At 42.0% G+C, this 16,024-nt stretch carries 12 protein-coding genes; 5 read left to right on the top strand and 7 right to left on the bottom strand.

The genetic code is table 11. From position 1 onward, the window contains the following. Positions 1-81 precede the first annotated feature (81 nt). The 6 genes from L0657_RS14175 to L0657_RS14150 form a co-directional block, all read right to left on the bottom strand. Positions 82-1,563: a c-type cytochrome domain-containing protein gene (locus L0657_RS14175; RefSeq protein ID WP_235151469.1), complete on the bottom strand. Its 1,482-nt coding sequence runs from the start codon at positions 1,561-1,563 to the stop codon at positions 82-84. A gap of 20 nt (positions 1,564-1,583) precedes the next feature. After that, the gene (locus tag L0657_RS14170; protein ID WP_235151468.1) at positions 1,584-1,907 is read right to left on the bottom strand and encodes an L-rhamnose mutarotase; all 324 of its coding nucleotides are present in this window, start codon (positions 1,905-1,907) and stop codon (positions 1,584-1,586) included. 53 nt (positions 1,908-1,960) lie between these two features. After that, positions 1,961-3,436 carry a DUF1501 domain-containing protein gene (locus L0657_RS14165; RefSeq protein WP_235151467.1) on the bottom strand — a complete coding sequence of 492 codons (1,476 nt, stop codon included), beginning with the start codon at positions 3,434-3,436 and terminating at the stop codon, positions 1,961-1,963. A 39-nt stretch (positions 3,437-3,475) separates the two neighbouring features. Then, on the bottom strand, positions 3,476-6,229 hold the full coding sequence (locus L0657_RS14160) for a DUF1553 domain-containing protein (protein WP_235151466.1): 2,754 nt from the start codon (positions 6,227-6,229) through the stop codon (positions 3,476-3,478). A gap of 153 nt (positions 6,230-6,382) precedes the next feature. Beyond that, on the bottom strand, positions 6,383-8,671 hold the full coding sequence (locus L0657_RS14155) for a glycosyl hydrolase family 95 catalytic domain-containing protein (RefSeq protein WP_235151465.1): 2,289 nt from the start codon (positions 8,669-8,671) through the stop codon (positions 6,383-6,385). A gap of 1,042 nt (positions 8,672-9,713) precedes the next feature. Further along, positions 9,714-10,070, bottom strand: coding sequence for a YraN family protein (locus L0657_RS14150; RefSeq protein WP_235151464.1), 357 nt, complete (start codon positions 10,068-10,070; stop codon positions 9,714-9,716). Between the two features lie 191 nt (positions 10,071-10,261). Between L0657_RS14150 and lipB the strand changes: the two genes are divergently transcribed. From lipB to rnr, 4 genes are read left to right on the top strand one after another with little or no spacing between them, the layout of a single operon-like run. Beyond that, complete coding sequence (gene lipB, locus L0657_RS14145) at positions 10,262-11,014, top strand: lipoyl(octanoyl) transferase LipB (protein WP_235151463.1); 753 nt, start codon at positions 10,262-10,264, stop codon at positions 11,012-11,014. 15 nt (positions 11,015-11,029) lie between these two features. Beyond that, the gene (locus L0657_RS14140; RefSeq protein ID WP_090340679.1) at positions 11,030-11,443 is read left to right on the top strand and encodes a hypothetical protein; all 414 of its coding nucleotides are present in this window, start codon (positions 11,030-11,032) and stop codon (positions 11,441-11,443) included. A 20-nt stretch (positions 11,444-11,463) separates the two neighbouring features. Further along, positions 11,464-12,198 (top strand): 3'-5' exonuclease, encoded by a 735-nt coding sequence (locus L0657_RS14135; protein WP_235151462.1) that lies wholly within the window; start codon positions 11,464-11,466, stop codon positions 12,196-12,198. 60 nt (positions 12,199-12,258) lie between these two features. Further along, positions 12,259-14,643, top strand: a complete 2,385-nt coding sequence (gene rnr / locus L0657_RS14130) for a ribonuclease R (RefSeq protein WP_235151461.1) — start codon at positions 12,259-12,261, stop codon at positions 14,641-14,643. Here rnr and L0657_RS14125 read toward each other — a convergent pair whose 3' ends face one another. Next, positions 14,644-14,868, bottom strand: a complete 225-nt coding sequence (locus tag L0657_RS14125) for a hypothetical protein (protein ID WP_235151460.1) — start codon at positions 14,866-14,868, stop codon at positions 14,644-14,646. 254 nt (positions 14,869-15,122) lie between these two features. On the opposite strand from L0657_RS14125, the gene L0657_RS14120 reads away from it, so the two are divergent. Next, the gene (locus L0657_RS14120) at positions 15,123-16,016 is read left to right on the top strand and encodes a DUF1080 domain-containing protein (RefSeq protein ID WP_235151459.1); all 894 of its coding nucleotides are present in this window, start codon (positions 15,123-15,125) and stop codon (positions 16,014-16,016) included. The last annotated feature ends 8 nt before the right edge of the window (positions 16,017-16,024 follow it).

Here is a 16,024-nt window from a genome sequence, read left to right as displayed (position 1 = left end):
CCGACTTTGCGAAGAATCACATCTACAAATATTTCGCAGCGCTGCCTCTATGCTTTTAAAAACTTCCTGATCGCGACTATTTTATTTGGTTTTCGATATTTCTGCTTGCTTCAACGTGTCACCTGCTTTCAGAAATTCAGCAACTTTTGCCTCATTAAACCCATTGACAATATGTAAATCCGGATGCAATTTTTGTACTTCGGCAACGCCATTTTCCGTAACTGCGGATTTCCAGATATATATATTTTTGAGACTTTTCGATGAAGCGATATTTTTCAAACCGGCATCGGTAACTTTTGTCCCAACCAGATTGATGTATTCCAGGTATTGCAAATCTTTCAACAAACTCAAACCTGCATCGGTAACAGCCGTATATTCCAAATGTAGTTTATTTAGATTTTTTAACTTGCTAAGTTCTTTCACGGATGTATCAGTCACCTTGGTACCGCCCAGTTTTAGCCAGATAATCTGTTCCGATAAAGGTGAAAATAAATTGATTTGTTGATCCCCAAAAGCTGAGGCATTCACAGCACTCACTTCCAACAGATTTTTATCATGTGAAATCGGCAAGACCAGTAACCCAGCCTTTTTGATAGCCTCCAAAGCTTTTTCATTGGGTACAGGAACCTGTAAACTTAAAACAGGAGAGTCTGCACTTTTTGCATTTTCGCCTCCTGAACCAGAAGTTAATGAAGCAAGAGCTGGCTTAACCTGTTCAGAAATCTTTAAATCAGACACTTTTTTATCCGCCGAAGCGCCTTGTTCGATCCACCAGCTGAGCAAAGTAATTTGCGCTTCTGACAGCTGAGGTTTTCCTTTTGGCGGCATATGGTTATCATCATTTTCAGGAAGCAGACAGCGCTTGATCATGGCACTTTCCAATGCTTTTCCTGAAACAAAAATCGGTCCGTCTTCACCGCCTTTCAACAACATGACCATATTATCCATACGTAATCCACCTTTTTGCTTGTTTGCATTATGGCATTGCACGCAGCGCATTTCTAAAATTGGCTGGACAATATCATTGTAGACAACTGCCTGATTGATATCAGTAATCGGTTTTATTTCTGTTTTTTCCTCCGTTCTTGGTGGAATTCCTGCCAGCGACCGGAATGGTTCAGGTGTATATTGGGTCAAATATCCATCTCCATGCGTGAGCGAGCCACCATCATGGCCGGCTGTAAATGTTAAAATTGTGGAAAGTCCCAACGCGGGAAGATAGATAGCGGTACCAATCGAAATTTTTCCTGACTTAAACAGCCAAGCAATCCAGGCAAAAACAGCAACGCCAATTCCCTGCCATTGATGATCACTCAATAATTCCTCATCATACCCTCCGCCGAGCGATAAAAGATAGCCTGCAATACAAGCCATTGTCGCGCCAATAGCAGACCAAAACAGTATAAAAGAGATAGATGAATCGCTGACTGAGATCTTTCCGATTCGTTTGCCAATTTCCAAAAGTGCAGCGACCAGCAAAAATCCGATGGGCAAATGCACCAGAACCGGATGAAATCGTCCGATAAAATAAGTCCAGTCTGAGGCTTGCAAGAGGGTTGACATAGAAAAATTAAAACATTGAATTATTGTAACCGGAAAACTTCCGGGCAGGCGACAATTTTGGGAGAATTATCCGGATTAACTTCCATCAGATCAGCCATATGATCCCACCACTTTTTCATAATAGGCAGCGAAGATAAACCTGAAGTGTCTGAATTTGACGAAAGCTTTTGAAAGGCAAAAAGTGCTAGGGTAACCTCGTCCAGAAAAATATAATATTCCTGAATTCCGGCATTTTTCAAAAGTTCGGACAATTCCGGCCAGATTTCATCGTGTCTTTTTTTGTATTCAACTTCGTTTCCCTTATTCAATTGCATGCGGAAAGCAAGCACGGTATCATTTTGCATAAAATTAAAAGTTGATTTCAAGCATAAGACGACGATCGATCCATTATATCCTATCAAGCAATAATATTTTTTACCACTTTTCCTTCTGTATCAGTTAATCTAAAATTTCTTCCCTGGAACGGATAGGTGAATTTTTCGTGATCAAAGCCCATCAGATGCAGAATCGTGGCTTGTAGATCATGCACGTGGACACGGTCTTTTACGCCGTAATATCCCAGTTCATCCGTTTCGCCGTGAGTATATCCTTTTTTGACACCACCGCCAGCCATCCACATTGTGAAAGCTTCCAAATGATGATCACGACCCATGTAGGGCATTACAACACCGTTCCTGTTTTCCTGCATCGGTGTTCTGCCAAATTCTGCTCCCCAGATAATTAAAGTTTCCTCCAGCAAACCACGCATTTTTAAATCCTGAATTAAAGCAGCAACAGGTTTGTCTGACAGCCTACATTTATTTCTTAAACCTCCTTCAATATTATCACCTGCCGTGGTTCCGTGGCCATCCCAGCCCCAGTCGAATAACTGCACAAAGCGCACGTCATTTTCAATCAGTTTTCTTGCCAAAAGACAATTCATTGCAAACGTTCCCTCGCCTGGTTTTACACCATACATATCCAGAATAAACTGCGGTTCTTTGGATACGTCCATCACCTCGGGCACAGACATTTGCATCCGGAAAGCCATTTCATACTGACTGATCCGCGTCAATATTTCCGGATCTTTAACGTCATCGTAGGTTTGTTTATTAATTTCATTGATCGCTTCTATCGTCTGTTTCCGCATATTCCGGTTCATACCATTTGGGTCGGTCACATATAACACCGGATCGCCTCCTGTTCGACATTGCACGCCCTGATAGACCGATGGCAGAAAGCCACTGCCATAAACACTTTTCCCTGCATCCGGTTGCCTGCCGCCGGAAGCCAAAACAATAAAACCAGGCAAATTCTGATTCTCTGAACCTAAGCCATAAACCGACCAGGCACCCAAACTCGGGCGACCTAACCGCGCGCTTCCCGTATGCAATAATAACTGCGCTGGAGCGTGGTTAAACTGATCCGTATGCATGGCTTTGATGAATGTGATTTCATCTGCAACGGTTTGCAAATAAGGAATATAGTCAGACATCCAGGCACCGGATTGTCCGTATTGATTGAATTTCCCCTGCGGTCCCAGCATTTTTGGAACGCCCTGGATAAAGGCAAATTTCTTTCCTTCCAGGAACTCGGCAGGACAATCTTTCCCGTGATATTTTTCCAGTTCAGGTTTATAATCAAACAGTTCAAGCTGCGAAGGCGCACCGGCCATATGGATATATATGACCCGTTTTGCCTTTGGCGCAAATTGTGGAATCTTCGCTCCCATCGCTTCGGCTGTCGCGCTGGTTTCTGTATTTGAATTACCACAGGATCCCAAAAGAGAACCTAATCCCAAAGCACCCAGGCCAAAACCGGCCGACTGCAAAAAATGCCGGCGCGTCTGACTGTGCAGATTAGCGTGTTGTAATTCTTTTAATAACTTTTCCATAGCTGTAATCAGTATTAAAATCAGAGAAAATTTCTCCGGTTATTCCTTGGTCACCACATTATCCAGGTTTAGCATCACATTGGCAGAAATTGTCAGTGCGGCCAGTTCAGGCGATTTTCTTTCTTTTCCGTAAACTAAAATATTATCAACGTCGGATGGCTTGGCACGGTAAGATTTCAAGGCATCCCCATATATTTTCACCAAAACCTGTAAACTTTTATCGTTAATCGGCTGGAAAGTTAAAAGTCTGTAACCCTCCCGAAGCTGCTGTTCAGGTGTTTTTCCACGTTTTTGCAGGGTTGTTGCCAGTTTTTCTGCTGCTTCCAGATAAACTGGATCATTCAGCGTCACCAAAGCCTGCAAAGGCGTATTTGTCAAAATTCTTCTCGACTGACAAAACTCACGGCTTGGCGCATCGAAAGTAGTCATGGAGGGATAGGGTGCCGTGCGTTTCCAATACGTGTAAACCGCTCTCCGGTATTTATCTTCCCCTTCACTAACCTTCCAGCTTTCACCGCTGTAAGGAGATAACCAGATGCCTTCCGGCTGCGGCGGCATTACGCTTGGACCATACATTTTTTTGGAAAGCAAACCGCAGGCAGCCATCGCCTGGTCACGAACTTGTTCTGCACTTAAACGGACACGCGGACCTCTTGAAATAAACCGGTTATAAGGATCCTGCTCTTGTCTGGTTTTATCCGATTTTGAACTTTGCTGATAAGTCGCCGACATGACCATCGTTTTCAGAAGCTTTTTAACGCTCCAATGATCTTCCTCCATAAAGTTTACAGCCAACCAATCCAGCAATTCCGGATGTGAAGGCTCGGCTCCCTGTGAGCCAAAATCTTCTACCGTTTCCACAATGCCTCTCCCAAATAACTGCTCCCAAAAACGGTTTACAATGACTCGTGAAGTTAATGCGTTATCACGGCTCACCATCCATTTTGCCAAACCAAGACGGTTTTTAGGATATTCTTTTGGCATGGGTGCCAATAATTTAGGAACATCCGGTTTTACTTCTGCTCCTTTCACCGACCAGTTTCCTCTGACAAAAACATTGGTTTTTCTGGCGAAATCTCCCGTTCCTTCCCAAACCACGGGCATACTTTCTGTTGATTTGGTTAGAATCGTTGAGTAATCTTTCAGAATTTCAGGATATTCCGGTTCACCAACTCCGGGCAAAGCTGCCTGAAAGGCAAGCCAGGTAATCCGCACCCATTCTGTTGGATTTTTGGTACTTTTTAGTGTTAGAAAAATGTCGTGTTTACCGGCAATTTTTGGAATTGGTGTTACCAGAACCGTATCTCTGGTCGGAACATTCACAGTGGAAATAATTTGTCCGTCAATTTTATCCAGATGGAAAGTCATCACGGCATTTTCCGCTTTGGTAGAAATATTCATTACCAGATTTCCAGCACCGGTCAGGTTAACATTTGGAATTTTGGCATTTCCCTTATCTTTCACACCATAGTAAGAAATCAGCAGAACCGTTGATTCATCGCCTTTAATGATGCTATGCGCATTGATTTTCGGCTCCATGACACGCATGAACTCCGTGAATTTTTGCGTCTCTTTTGGATTATGTTTATCAATCCAGGATTTTACTTTTTCAACCCTTGCCGAATCATCGCCTTTGTAAAAACGAAGTTTTGGCCATTCATCCCAAACATCTTCATCGCGGGAATTGTTAAAAAACGCCATGTATTTGTAATAATACTCATGCGGAATCGGGTCATACGGATGGCTATGGCATTGAATACATGCGAAGGTTGTTCCCTGCCAGACTTCCCAGGTTGTGTTAACGCGGTCTATCTGAGCGGCTACGCGGAATTCCTCATCGTCCGTCCCGCCTTCGTTATTGATCATCGTATTCCGGTGAAAAGCCGTCGCGATCATATTTTCATCAGACGGCATTCCCGTTTTCTTTTCCGGCATCAAATCACCGGCCAATTGCTCAATCGTAAATTGATCGAATGGTTTATCCGCATTGAAAGATTTCACCACATAATCCCGGTAACGCCAGATATTTCTGCCGCCGTCACTTTCGTAGCCTTTGGTATCAGCATAACGCGCAAGATCCATCCACATGGAAGTCCAGCGCTCACCATAAGAAGGTGATTTTAACAACCGGTCGACAACTTTTTCATAAGCATCCGGCGACTTATCTTTTTCAAAATCAGCAACTTCTTTTTCAGTAGGAGGCAAGCCGGTCAGATCCAGGCTCACGCGTCGAATTAAAGTCGCTTTATCAGCCTGGGGAGAAGGTGGAAGTTTTTCCTGTTTTAATTTTTGAAGGACAAATTCGTCAATTTCGTTTTTAGGCCAGTTGGCATTTCCGGTATTGATCAGTCCAAAAAGGTTCCAGAGATTTTTATTAGAAGGAACTTCCGGTTTTTCAATTCTTTTATAAGCCCAATGCGTTTCCCATTTTGCACCCTGGTTAATCCATTTTTTCAAGGTTTGAATATCCTCTTCCTTCAAAGGAGTACCCCCTTTTGGCATCATTTCATCCGGATCTTTTGACAAAATCCGGCGTATCATTTCACTGGCATCCGCATCTCCACGAACAACAGGAATTTTACCGGATTTTCCGGGTTCCAGCATTTCATGTTCAAACAGAAAACTGACCTCGCCAGCCTGTTTGACACCGCCGTGGCAACCCATGCAGTTTTTGTTCAATATTGGCTTAACCTCCTCATTATAATCCACCTGATGGTCGAAAAATCCCAACCATGAGAAAGATGATAACAAAATCACCACCACACCCAAACCAATAAAATGCCACTTTTTCATTGTCAGGAATTGAATTAATTTGACCCGCTGATTTTTTTAAAAGAACCGGTATTAATAAAAATACTTCATTTGCTTTAAATTCCGTCAAATTATATCTGAATGATCAATATCTTTCACTTTAAACAATTTGACAAAATAAAATTTTGTATTTTATTATTGCTCAACTTTTAATATAACGCTCCCGCCAGCTTTACATTTTAATTCAACAAAACCGTCTTCCACTATATTTGTCGTGACAGTTTTTGCAGACAATACCTGATATTTTTTAAATGGTAATTTTAAAGTAGCAACCCCGTCTTTTTCTGCTTCAATCTTAATTTCTGTTACCAGTCCGTTTACCTTTTTAGCACTGATCAGGAAAGCTCCTTCTGCCCTGAGCTTTTCAAAAGCAATATCTTTCCAGGATTCCGGAACTGCTGGCATAATTTCTATAAATCCGGCATAACTTTGCAGCAGCATTTCCTGCAAACCAGCTGCGAATGCGAAGTTCCCTTCCAGCGTAAAGGGCCTGTAAGTAAATTTTGCCAAACCGGATTTTGTCTGGTCGCCGTTGACATGAAAGCTGTTTGGGAGTACAAAAGCTTTGGCAAAAATGGACAGATCTTTGGCGGCACCTTCCCCATCTTTTGCACGCGCTTTCATATTGGCAAGCCACGCATAGGAATATCCACACCAATAATCCGGGCCAACTTTATCCAGTAACGTAATGGTATTTTTGATAATGGCCTGCGACTTTTCGCCGTCTTCCCATTTGATCAGACCCAAAGGATGAATCGCCATCATATGCGAAAAATGGCGATGAGATTCCTGGTAAGGCAAATTTGGTGCAAACATTAATTCATTGTTTTCAGTAACTGCATAGTCACTAAATTCAGAGAGAATCTCCTTCCAATGATCTGATTCCGCTACCAAACCCAGCTCCAAAGCAAGTTCTGCACCGGCACTGAAAGCAAATTTCATCAGTGCCAGATCATAATTTGTATTTTGTGGAAACCAGGCTTCCAGACTGTTATCCTTAATTTCCGGACTCGAACTGATCGGAAGTTTACGCTGCCCATTTTCGTCTTTTACCGTTATTTTTTCAAGAAAAGTGCAAACTTCCTTCACCCACGGGTAAGCCTGGTTTTTCAGAAAATTTGTGTCCATACTATGCCGCCATTGCAGATAATAGTGATGTGCAAGCCAGGATGAAACCGTCGGCGAAAGTGAATATTGAATCCAGCCACCCATTTCCGTTCCATCCAACGTGGTTACGCCGGGAACGGCCAGCCCGTCAACGCCGAAATACATTTTGGTATAACGTTTGTAGTTAGCCAGATTTTCATCCAGATGATCAAAATATCCCAATCCCTCTTCCAAATGGTTTCCGCTGTAACTCGGCCAGTAACTCAGCTGAGTATTCAAATCATGATGAAAATCACCTTTCCATGGCGGGATTCTGCCGTTATCTGCCGTCCAGACAGCCTGCAAAGAAATCGGAGGCGCACCACGACGGGCAGCTGAACCGAATTTATATTGTTCGAGATACCATTGTTTTTCAATAACAGGGTCGGGGACATGGATTGCCGACTGGTTCCAGAATTTTTTCCACCAATTCGAATGACTAACAAAGTCTTTATCAAATCCATGCAAAATAGTTGTCTTGACAAGTGAAGAGGAGACAGGATTCAGCTTTTTATCTGGGTATTGTGAAGAAATACTCCATACACCTTCAATTGTTCCTGTTCCGGTTTTTTTCCATTGAACCGTTATTTCATAGGTAAATCCGCCCCAGCCTTCCTGCTTGTAAATAATGCTGTTTCCTTGTCGATTTACTGTTCCCTGTTTATAACCCAATCTGGCAAGGTCGTCTCCTACCAGTGAATTCACTTCGCCTCCGGATAATTTGCCATCATATTTTGGAGCGATTAATTGCGGAATGATATCGGTTTTAACGTTTTCAAACTTAAACCAACCTACTGGCTCTGTCGCGTGGACAAAGGTTTTCAATGTCATTCCCCCTTTCCATTGAATCTCACATAAAGCTTTGTCCAAAGAGAGATGAACGGATTTGACATTATTTTTTCCTTTAAAATCAAATTCCAAAGCACCTGCCGGGATTTTTGATGGAGCAGGTTCTTTGTCGTAAGGTGCGTCAAAATATCGCTGGACTGGTTTGTAATCTTTCTTTTCAACCTGCTCCTGTACCCATTTAAAGCTAAATTCTTTTCGGTGCAATCCGGCCATAGGACGCATATCCCATATATCGGCGCGGTCGAGGGAAAAGCGTAATTTGTCGCCATTTTTCCAGATCAATGCCCCGACGGTTCCGTTTCCCAAAGGAATTGCCTCATCCCAAATGGTTGCCAGGGAATCAAATTGGAGGTCGTGTCTTATTGTTGGTTGCGCATGGAGATTTATCACCGCCAGCGTTAAGAATATTGAAAAGAGAATTTTATTCATATGTTTTTTGAAATATTTAGCAAGATCAGGAGGCTCCTACGGAGCCAGGATTTGTCGTGGTTACAAGCGTTTTCTATAAACAGGAAGCCACGAAGTGGCTGGGAAACTTCCGGAATATGACAAGCATTTTAGAATCAAAACATTCTATTATCAGGCATTCAGAATTATTTCGCTCCATAGGAGCATCCTGTTTGCAGATAATATTTATCCGGGCAGATTCCCGACTCAGTAGGAGTCTCCTGGAAATATCGACGGTTTAGATTTTTCGTACACTTCTTATTTTTAAGTAAATATTTCAATCATATTTCCCCAAAAATTGATATTAAATATATTTGATTTTCATGAGTTAAATGAATAATTAGATCAAACATCAGGAGGCTCCTACGGAGCCAGGATTTGTCGTAGGTAGCATCGGATTCTATAAACAGGAAGCCACGAAGTGGCTAGGAAATTTCTGGAATATAACAAGCATTCTTTAATCAAACGTTTCTCCTTTTTAATTGTGATATAGGAATTGTTCGGCTCCGTTGGGAGCATCCTGTTTATAGCTCAAATCTCTTTATTTGTCTTTCCTGACTCCGTAGGAGTCGCCTGGAAATATCGACGGTTTCCTTTTTTAGATTTTTCCTCCACTTCTTACTTTTTGAGAAAACATTTCAATCATATTTTCCCAAAAAATGGATCTCTAATATATTTGATTTCACCATTAACAGAATAATTAGATCAAACATTAGGAGGCTCCTATGGAGCCAAAATTTCGGCGCTTTGAACATCATTTCTATAAACAGGAAGCCACGAAGTGGCTGGGAAACTTCCGGAATATGACAAGCATTTTGGAATTAAAACATTCTATTATCAGGCATTCAGAATTATCTCGCTCCATAGGAGCATCCTGTTTATAGCAGGCATTTACCCTGGCGGATTCCCGACTCCGTAGGAGTCTCCTGGAAATTCCATAAACTCCTAACAATAATTGGGGTTCATATTTTTAACATAGAATCCAGACTATCCTAATACTCCAAAACAACAAAAACATACTGACTCACGAAAATGCATCTTCAATATGTTTGATATTGATCCCGCCGCTTGAAAGAATTAAAATTGAAATAATATCAAACCGAATATCAAAATGCCAGTCTTTGGTATAAATGTAATTTTCTGCCGCTTTCATGATTAACTTCGCTTTGGTATAATTCACGAATTCCTCCGGCATACCGAAACCTGTGCCGCTTCGGGTTTTCACTTCGACAAAAATCAACGTTTTGTTTTTCCTGACGATCAGGTCAATTTCTGCGTGTTTGTGGCGGTAATTTTTTTCAATAATTTCATAACCTTTTCCTTCCAAAAAGGTCGTTGCCTGAGTTTCGCCCCAGCTTCCGGTTGTGTTGTGTATAGCCATTCGAACATTTTTAGTACAAAATAGTGTTATTGTATAGTAAGTAAAAGAAATTCCAAATCGATTATGTGTTTTAATCGATCTTCGATTAGACAAGCATTATAAGACATTGATTTTCCACAGCCGGAAAGGCGTAATTTGTTTCAAACCATTTGATTTGATATTTTCCGTGATCAAATTGATTTTCTTCAGACATGAATACCCTCATTAGTAAACAAGCAGAATTCCAGAATTTAGGTCTGATCGATTATCAGGAGGCCTGGGATTACCAGGAGAAACTTTTTGCGGAGACGCTTTCGATAAAAACGCAAAACCGTTCACTTCCGGCTGACGAACAATTAATTACACCAAACCGTGTAATTTTCTGTGAACATCCGCATGTTTATACTCTGGGAAAAAGTGGCAAACTGGATCATTTGTTACTGAATGAAGAAGATCTGAGCCAAAAACAGGCGAAATTTTACAAAATCAATCGTGGCGGAGACATTACTTATCATGGTCCGGGTCAGCTGGTTGGATACCCGATTCTTGATCTTGACAATTTTTTCACAGATATTCATAAATATATGCGGACGCTGGAAGAAGCGATCATTCTTACCCTGGCCGATTATGATATCATGGCAGGAAGGATCAGCGGATTGACGGGGGTATGGCTGGACTTTGTTGAACAGAAAAAGCCAAGAAAAATTTGTGCAATGGGTGTAAAAGCGAGCCGTTGGGTTACGATGCACGGTTTTGCCTTAAATGTAAACACGGATCTGGCCTTCTTTGGAAACATCGTTCCTTGCGGGATCGAAGACAAAGCCGTTACGTCGATTTCTCAGGAACTTGGTCACGAAGTCGACTTTGATGAAGTTTCGTCACGTCTGAAAAATCATTTAGGTAGTCTTTTTGAAATGAACTGGACAAATCTATATTATTCAAAAACAGATATTTTAGAAAATTAAGCATTTAGAAAAAGAATGAAGAAGGATATTATATTTCATCCGGTGGAAGGTGTGAAGGTTGCTATTGTTCGTAAAATAAACGAATTAAATGAGGCCGAGTGGAATGTCATTGTGCTCAATAAAAATAATCAGCCGATCACCGGCGTTTTTGTTACTTCCAAAGGATATGGAAATACCGAATCGGGTGAAAATGCAGGAATAAAAACGTCAACTTTGCGTCACTTTTTCCCGGAAATCAAGGCGCAGGATCATGTCGTAGTTGAACCGATTATGCCGGAAGTTTTCCACCTGAATAACGAGTTCTGGATCAGCTATTTCCTTGGAAATCAGATTTACGATAAAAAGTTTATTTTCGTACCGGACAGTATCGTGGAGGACAATATCATTGAAATCGAGCCGCTGGGACTGGAGGGCGTCCTGCACGACTAGCGGATAATCAATAACACACTATGACAGATGAATTTCGCCGCAAGGCAAAAAATTTCCTTCTTCTCGACATTGAAACCGTAGCAGGATACGCTTCGTATGAACAGCTTCCAGAGCGGATGCAAAAGCTTTGGGACAAGAAAGCGACCACGCTGAGAAAAGGTGATGAGAGTGTGTCCAATGAAGAATATTTTTATGACCGGAGTGCCATATATGCAGAATTCGGCAAGATTGTATGCATCGCTTTCGGTGCTTTCTATTGGGATGAAAATAATGAGATAGCCTTCAAAGTCCGCAGCTTCTCCGGCGAAGATGAGGGTAAGCTTTTGCTTGAATTTAAAGCATTAATAGAAAAATATCCGGCAGAGCAATTAATTCTTTGCGCACATAATGGCAGAGAATTTGACTTCCCGTTTCTTTGTCGCCGTATGCTGATCCTGGGCATTGAAATTCCAAAAGCATTGCAGATTGCGGGTAAAAAACCCTGGGAAATCCTGCATCAGGATACCATGGAACTCTGGAAATTCGGTGATTACAAGAGTTATACTTCGCTCGATTTGCTGGCTGCGGTTTTTGATATTCCCGGCAGCAAAAATGAAATGAGCGGCGATCAGGTCACGCGCGTTTATTACGAGGAAAACAATCTCGAAAAAATTTGCCGATATTGCAGAGAAGACGTGGTTGTGCTGGCACAATTATATCTAAGGATGCATTCCTTTCAGCCGGTAAGCACTGAAAATATTACAAGAGTGGAATAAATCGATGTTTAATAAGATGATTATTCCACCTTCCTTAAACAACAATTACTCATAAACTTCATGAGAGAGAAAAAACCAAATAAAGAATTTAAAGAAAACAAAATAGTCAAAGCGCCGCATGGCATTGTTTCCTATATAGATAGTTTGAAAGCAGATATTGCCGCTTTTTTCGATTTAAATAGTGAACATTCCTTTCGTCCTTTTGATGTACACGCGCATTTTGGCGTCGAAGACCGGAAGGTCCGTGCGCTTTTTAACGAGATTTTACACGAACTTCAGGAATCCGGCCAGATCCGTTCTAATGTGGACGGGACGTTTACAGCCGCTCCTAACAAACCACAGGCCGATCCGGGTCTGGTTGGCCGCGTCGATCGCGTAAACAAAGGTTTTGCTTTTGTGATCATTGAAGGTCGGCCGGATGATATATATGTGGAAACTGAATTGCTGAACGGCGCCTGGGATGGTGATATCGTGAAGGTTCAGATCCTTTCCAAATCAGGAAGAAGACAACAAACGAGCCGCGGAGATTCTGGAAAAACCAGAGTGGAAGGCCGTGTTGTTGAAATCGTTGAAAGATCACAAAAAGAAATCGTCGGGATTATTGAAGTATGGCCGAAATATGCTGTGGTTCAGCCTGATCATAAAAAATTATTTGACCCGATTTTCGTGGAACCGGAGCAGCTTCACGGTGCTTCGAATGGCGACAAGGTGATTATCAAAATGATTACCTGGCCGACGAGAACCCGGCAGCCGGAAGGTGAAGTTGTGCATGTTTTAGGACAGGCAGGAGAAAACGATGTAGAAATGCATGCTATCCTGGCTGAATTTGGCTTGCCATACGAATTCCCTGAATCTGTTGAAAAAGAGGCTCAGAAAATTCCGGATACCATTTCAAAAGAAGAGATTTTGAAGCGCCGCGATATGCGCGCGACTTTAACTTTTACGATTGATCCGGTTGACGCAAAAGATTTTGATGATGCGCTTTCGGTGCGTTATCTGGACGAGGGAAATGTGGAAGTTGGCGTGCATATCGCTGACGTATCGCATTATGTGCGCCCGGGAACGGAGCTGGAAAAAGAAGCATTCCGTCGCGCTACTTCGGTATATCTGGTAGATCGTACTGTGCCGATGCTTCCTGAAAAGTTGTCGAATAATCTGTGTTCACTGCGCCCAAATGAAGACCGTTTGGCTTTTTCAGCTATTTTTGAATTAAATCCGAAAGGGGAAATTTTAAAAGAATGGTTTGGAAGAACAGTTATCCATTCCGAACGCCGCTATTCGTATGAAGAAGCGCAGCAGGTTTTGGATACCAACCAAGGTGATTATCCAAATGAATTGACGTTGCTGAACGGTATCGCCAAAATTCTTCGGAAAGAACGTTTTAAAAACGGAGCGATCAATTTCGAAACTGCCGAAGTACGTTTCCGTCTGGATGAAAATGGAAAACCGCTTGGTGTTTATCAAAAAGAACGTCACGATTCGCATAAGCTTATTGAAGAGTTTATGCTTCTGGCGAATAAACGGGTTGCTGAATTTGTCTATTCTCTTTCCAAAGGGCCGGATAAAAATACGATGATCTATCGTATACACGAAGCACCCGATGCAGATCGTTTGAAAACATTTGCTGCATTTGTTGCCAGACTTGGACATGAACTGGAAGTGGACGATGAGAAAATGATTGCGAAATCCATGAACAGTATGTTACAGGACGTGGCAGGAAAACCGGAACAAAACCTGATCGAATCTTTGGCTGTGAGAACGATGGCGAAAGCGCGATATAGCGTTGAAGATCTGGGTCACTTTGGACTTGCATTCAAAAGATATACACACTTTACTTCACCAATCCGCAGGTATCCTGATGTGATGGCGCATCGTCTATTACAGCATTACTTAAACGGGGGCGAAAATGTAAATGACGATCCGTATGAAGAAGCCTGCAAACATTCGTCTGAACGTGAGAGACTTGCCTCTGATGCGGAACGTGCTTCAATAAAATACAAGCAGGTAGAATTCATGAGCACGATGGATAAAGATCGTGTTTTTGATGGTATCATTACCGGCGTAACCGAGTTCGGAATTTTTGTTGAAATAACAGAAACGGCTTCTGAAGGTTTGGTAAGAATGACGGATTTAGGTGATGATTATTACGACTATGACAAGGAAAATTACCGCCTGATCGGACAGTCGACAAAAAAGATTTACACCTTCGGCGATGCTGTCAAAGTGCAGGTAAAAGATACAAATCTGGCGCGCAGAAGTATGGATCTGTATCTGGCCGGTCACACATCATCCAGCCGTTCCCGAAATGGTGGTGGGTTTGATGAAAAAAGCGGGCGAAGTTCCCGTGGATCTTCTTCAAGAGATTCCGGGAAACCATCTTCTTCGAGAAGAAGCAAGCTTTCAACGGCGGCTCCAAAAGATAAACAGCGGAGAAAAAGGAGATAGTCAGGCGGGCGTTTTTTCTTTCACCGTTTGGTGCAGGGCTTTTACCCTTTTTGATAAATTTAATACTCCATCCAATAAAAGTTGGTTAAGAATTTCAGGTGAAAATCCACTTGTATTTTTAGCCAACTCCTTCCAAAACTCCGCCTTTTCTTCTTCGGTTTCCAAAGTAGAAAAACGATTGAAAGCTTCCTGTAATAATTCCGGCACTTGTGGTTCTTGCTTCATAATCACTATTGTATTTTGACAAGCGCCCGGTAAGGGCATCCTGTTTATAGCCCGAAGTATCTCGGCATCAATATAACTCCTTTTGGAGTTTCCTTGAAATATACGGAGGCTCCGATGGAGCCAGGGAATTATCGATTAACGAGCTCTCTATAAACAGGAGGTTCTATTGAGCCGGTCAAGATCAATCTTAATTGCTGACATTTTCCAGTAGGAAAGTTAGTTCATTACCTTTTCGAAACAAACAATATTCGATTATGCCCAAATTCTGCAAATTTCTATCTCTTTTCCTTCTACTTTCCTACACGACCTTCGCCCAAAATAACCCTGACAAAGAAGAGTGGCAATCCTTATTTAATGGAAAGGATCTGAAAAATTGGGATATTAAAATAGCAGGACACAAGGTCAACGACAATTATAAAAACACCTTCATCGTCGAGGACGGCATGATCCGGGTGAATTATAAGGAATACAAAACTTTCAGCACAGAATATGGCCACATCTATTATAACAAACCATATTCTCATTACCGTTTACGTTTGAAATATCGTTTTACAGGAAATCAGGTTCCGGGCGGGGCTTCCTGGAATGTTCGCAATAGTGGAATTATGCTTCATTCACAGTCTGCTGCCAGCTTAGGACTTAATCAGGATTTCCCCGTTTCCCTGGAAATGCAATATTTAGGAGGATTGAATGCCGGAGAACGCACCACAGGAAATCTTTGTACGCCGGGTACAATCGTTGAGGTTAATGGCAAAATCGATCAGGCACATTGTATCAATTCCACTTCCAAAACTTATGATGGTGATCAGTGGGTTTCTGCCGAGGCAATTGTTCTGGGCGATTCTATTGTTCATCATATCATCAATGGTGATGTTGTTTTTACATTTACCAAACCTAAAATCGGCGGTGGTTATGTAGGAAAAGATCACGATTTCAAGGCCGGACATTTCAGCAATGCCGAAGAATGGATCAAAAAAGATGGGACGCCATTAACCAGCGGTTATATTGCCTTACAGGCTGAAAGTCACCCGATTGATTTTAAAGATATCGAAATCCTGAATCTGCAAGGATGTATGGATCCCAAAGCTTCCAACTACAAATCATACTACCAATCGGCTGATAATAAAAGCTGTAAATACAAGAAATAATCGCCTGC

Source organism: Dyadobacter sp. CY345 (assembly GCF_021502725.1).
Taxonomy (GTDB): Bacteria; Bacteroidota; Bacteroidia; order Cytophagales; family Spirosomataceae; genus Dyadobacter.
Note: the sequence above shows the minus strand (reverse complement) of the source record. Positions and strands in the feature narration are given on the sequence as shown.

Coding starts and splice junctions, on each gene's coding strand:
- L0657_RS14160 (WP_235151466.1), bottom strand. CDS start 6,229: ATGAAAAAGTGGCATTTTATTGGTTTGGGTGTGGTGGTGATTTTGTTA.
- L0657_RS14135 (WP_235151462.1), top strand. CDS start 11,464: ATGACAGATGAATTTCGCCGCAAGGCAAAAAATTTCCTTCTTCTCGAC.
- L0657_RS14125 (WP_235151460.1), bottom strand. CDS start 14,868: ATGAAGCAAGAACCACAAGTGCCGGAATTATTACAGGAAGCTTTCAAT.
- L0657_RS14175 (WP_235151469.1), bottom strand. CDS start 1,563: ATGTCAACCCTCTTGCAAGCCTCAGACTGGACTTATTTTATCGGACGA.
- L0657_RS14170 (WP_235151468.1), bottom strand. CDS start 1,907: ATGCAAAATGATACCGTGCTTGCTTTCCGCATGCAATTGAATAAGGGA.
- L0657_RS14165 (WP_235151467.1), bottom strand. CDS start 3,436: ATGGAAAAGTTATTAAAAGAATTACAACACGCTAATCTGCACAGTCAG.
- lipB (WP_235151463.1), top strand. CDS start 10,262: ATGAATACCCTCATTAGTAAACAAGCAGAATTCCAGAATTTAGGTCTG.
- L0657_RS14120 (WP_235151459.1), top strand. CDS start 15,123: ATGCCCAAATTCTGCAAATTTCTATCTCTTTTCCTTCTACTTTCCTAC.
- L0657_RS14140 (WP_090340679.1), top strand. CDS start 11,030: ATGAAGAAGGATATTATATTTCATCCGGTGGAAGGTGTGAAGGTTGCT.
- L0657_RS14155 (WP_235151465.1), bottom strand. CDS start 8,671: ATGAATAAAATTCTCTTTTCAATATTCTTAACGCTGGCGGTGATAAAT.
- L0657_RS14150 (WP_235151464.1), bottom strand. CDS start 10,070: ATGGCTATACACAACACAACCGGAAGCTGGGGCGAAACTCAGGCAACG.
- rnr (WP_235151461.1), top strand. CDS start 12,259: ATGAGAGAGAAAAAACCAAATAAAGAATTTAAAGAAAACAAAATAGTC.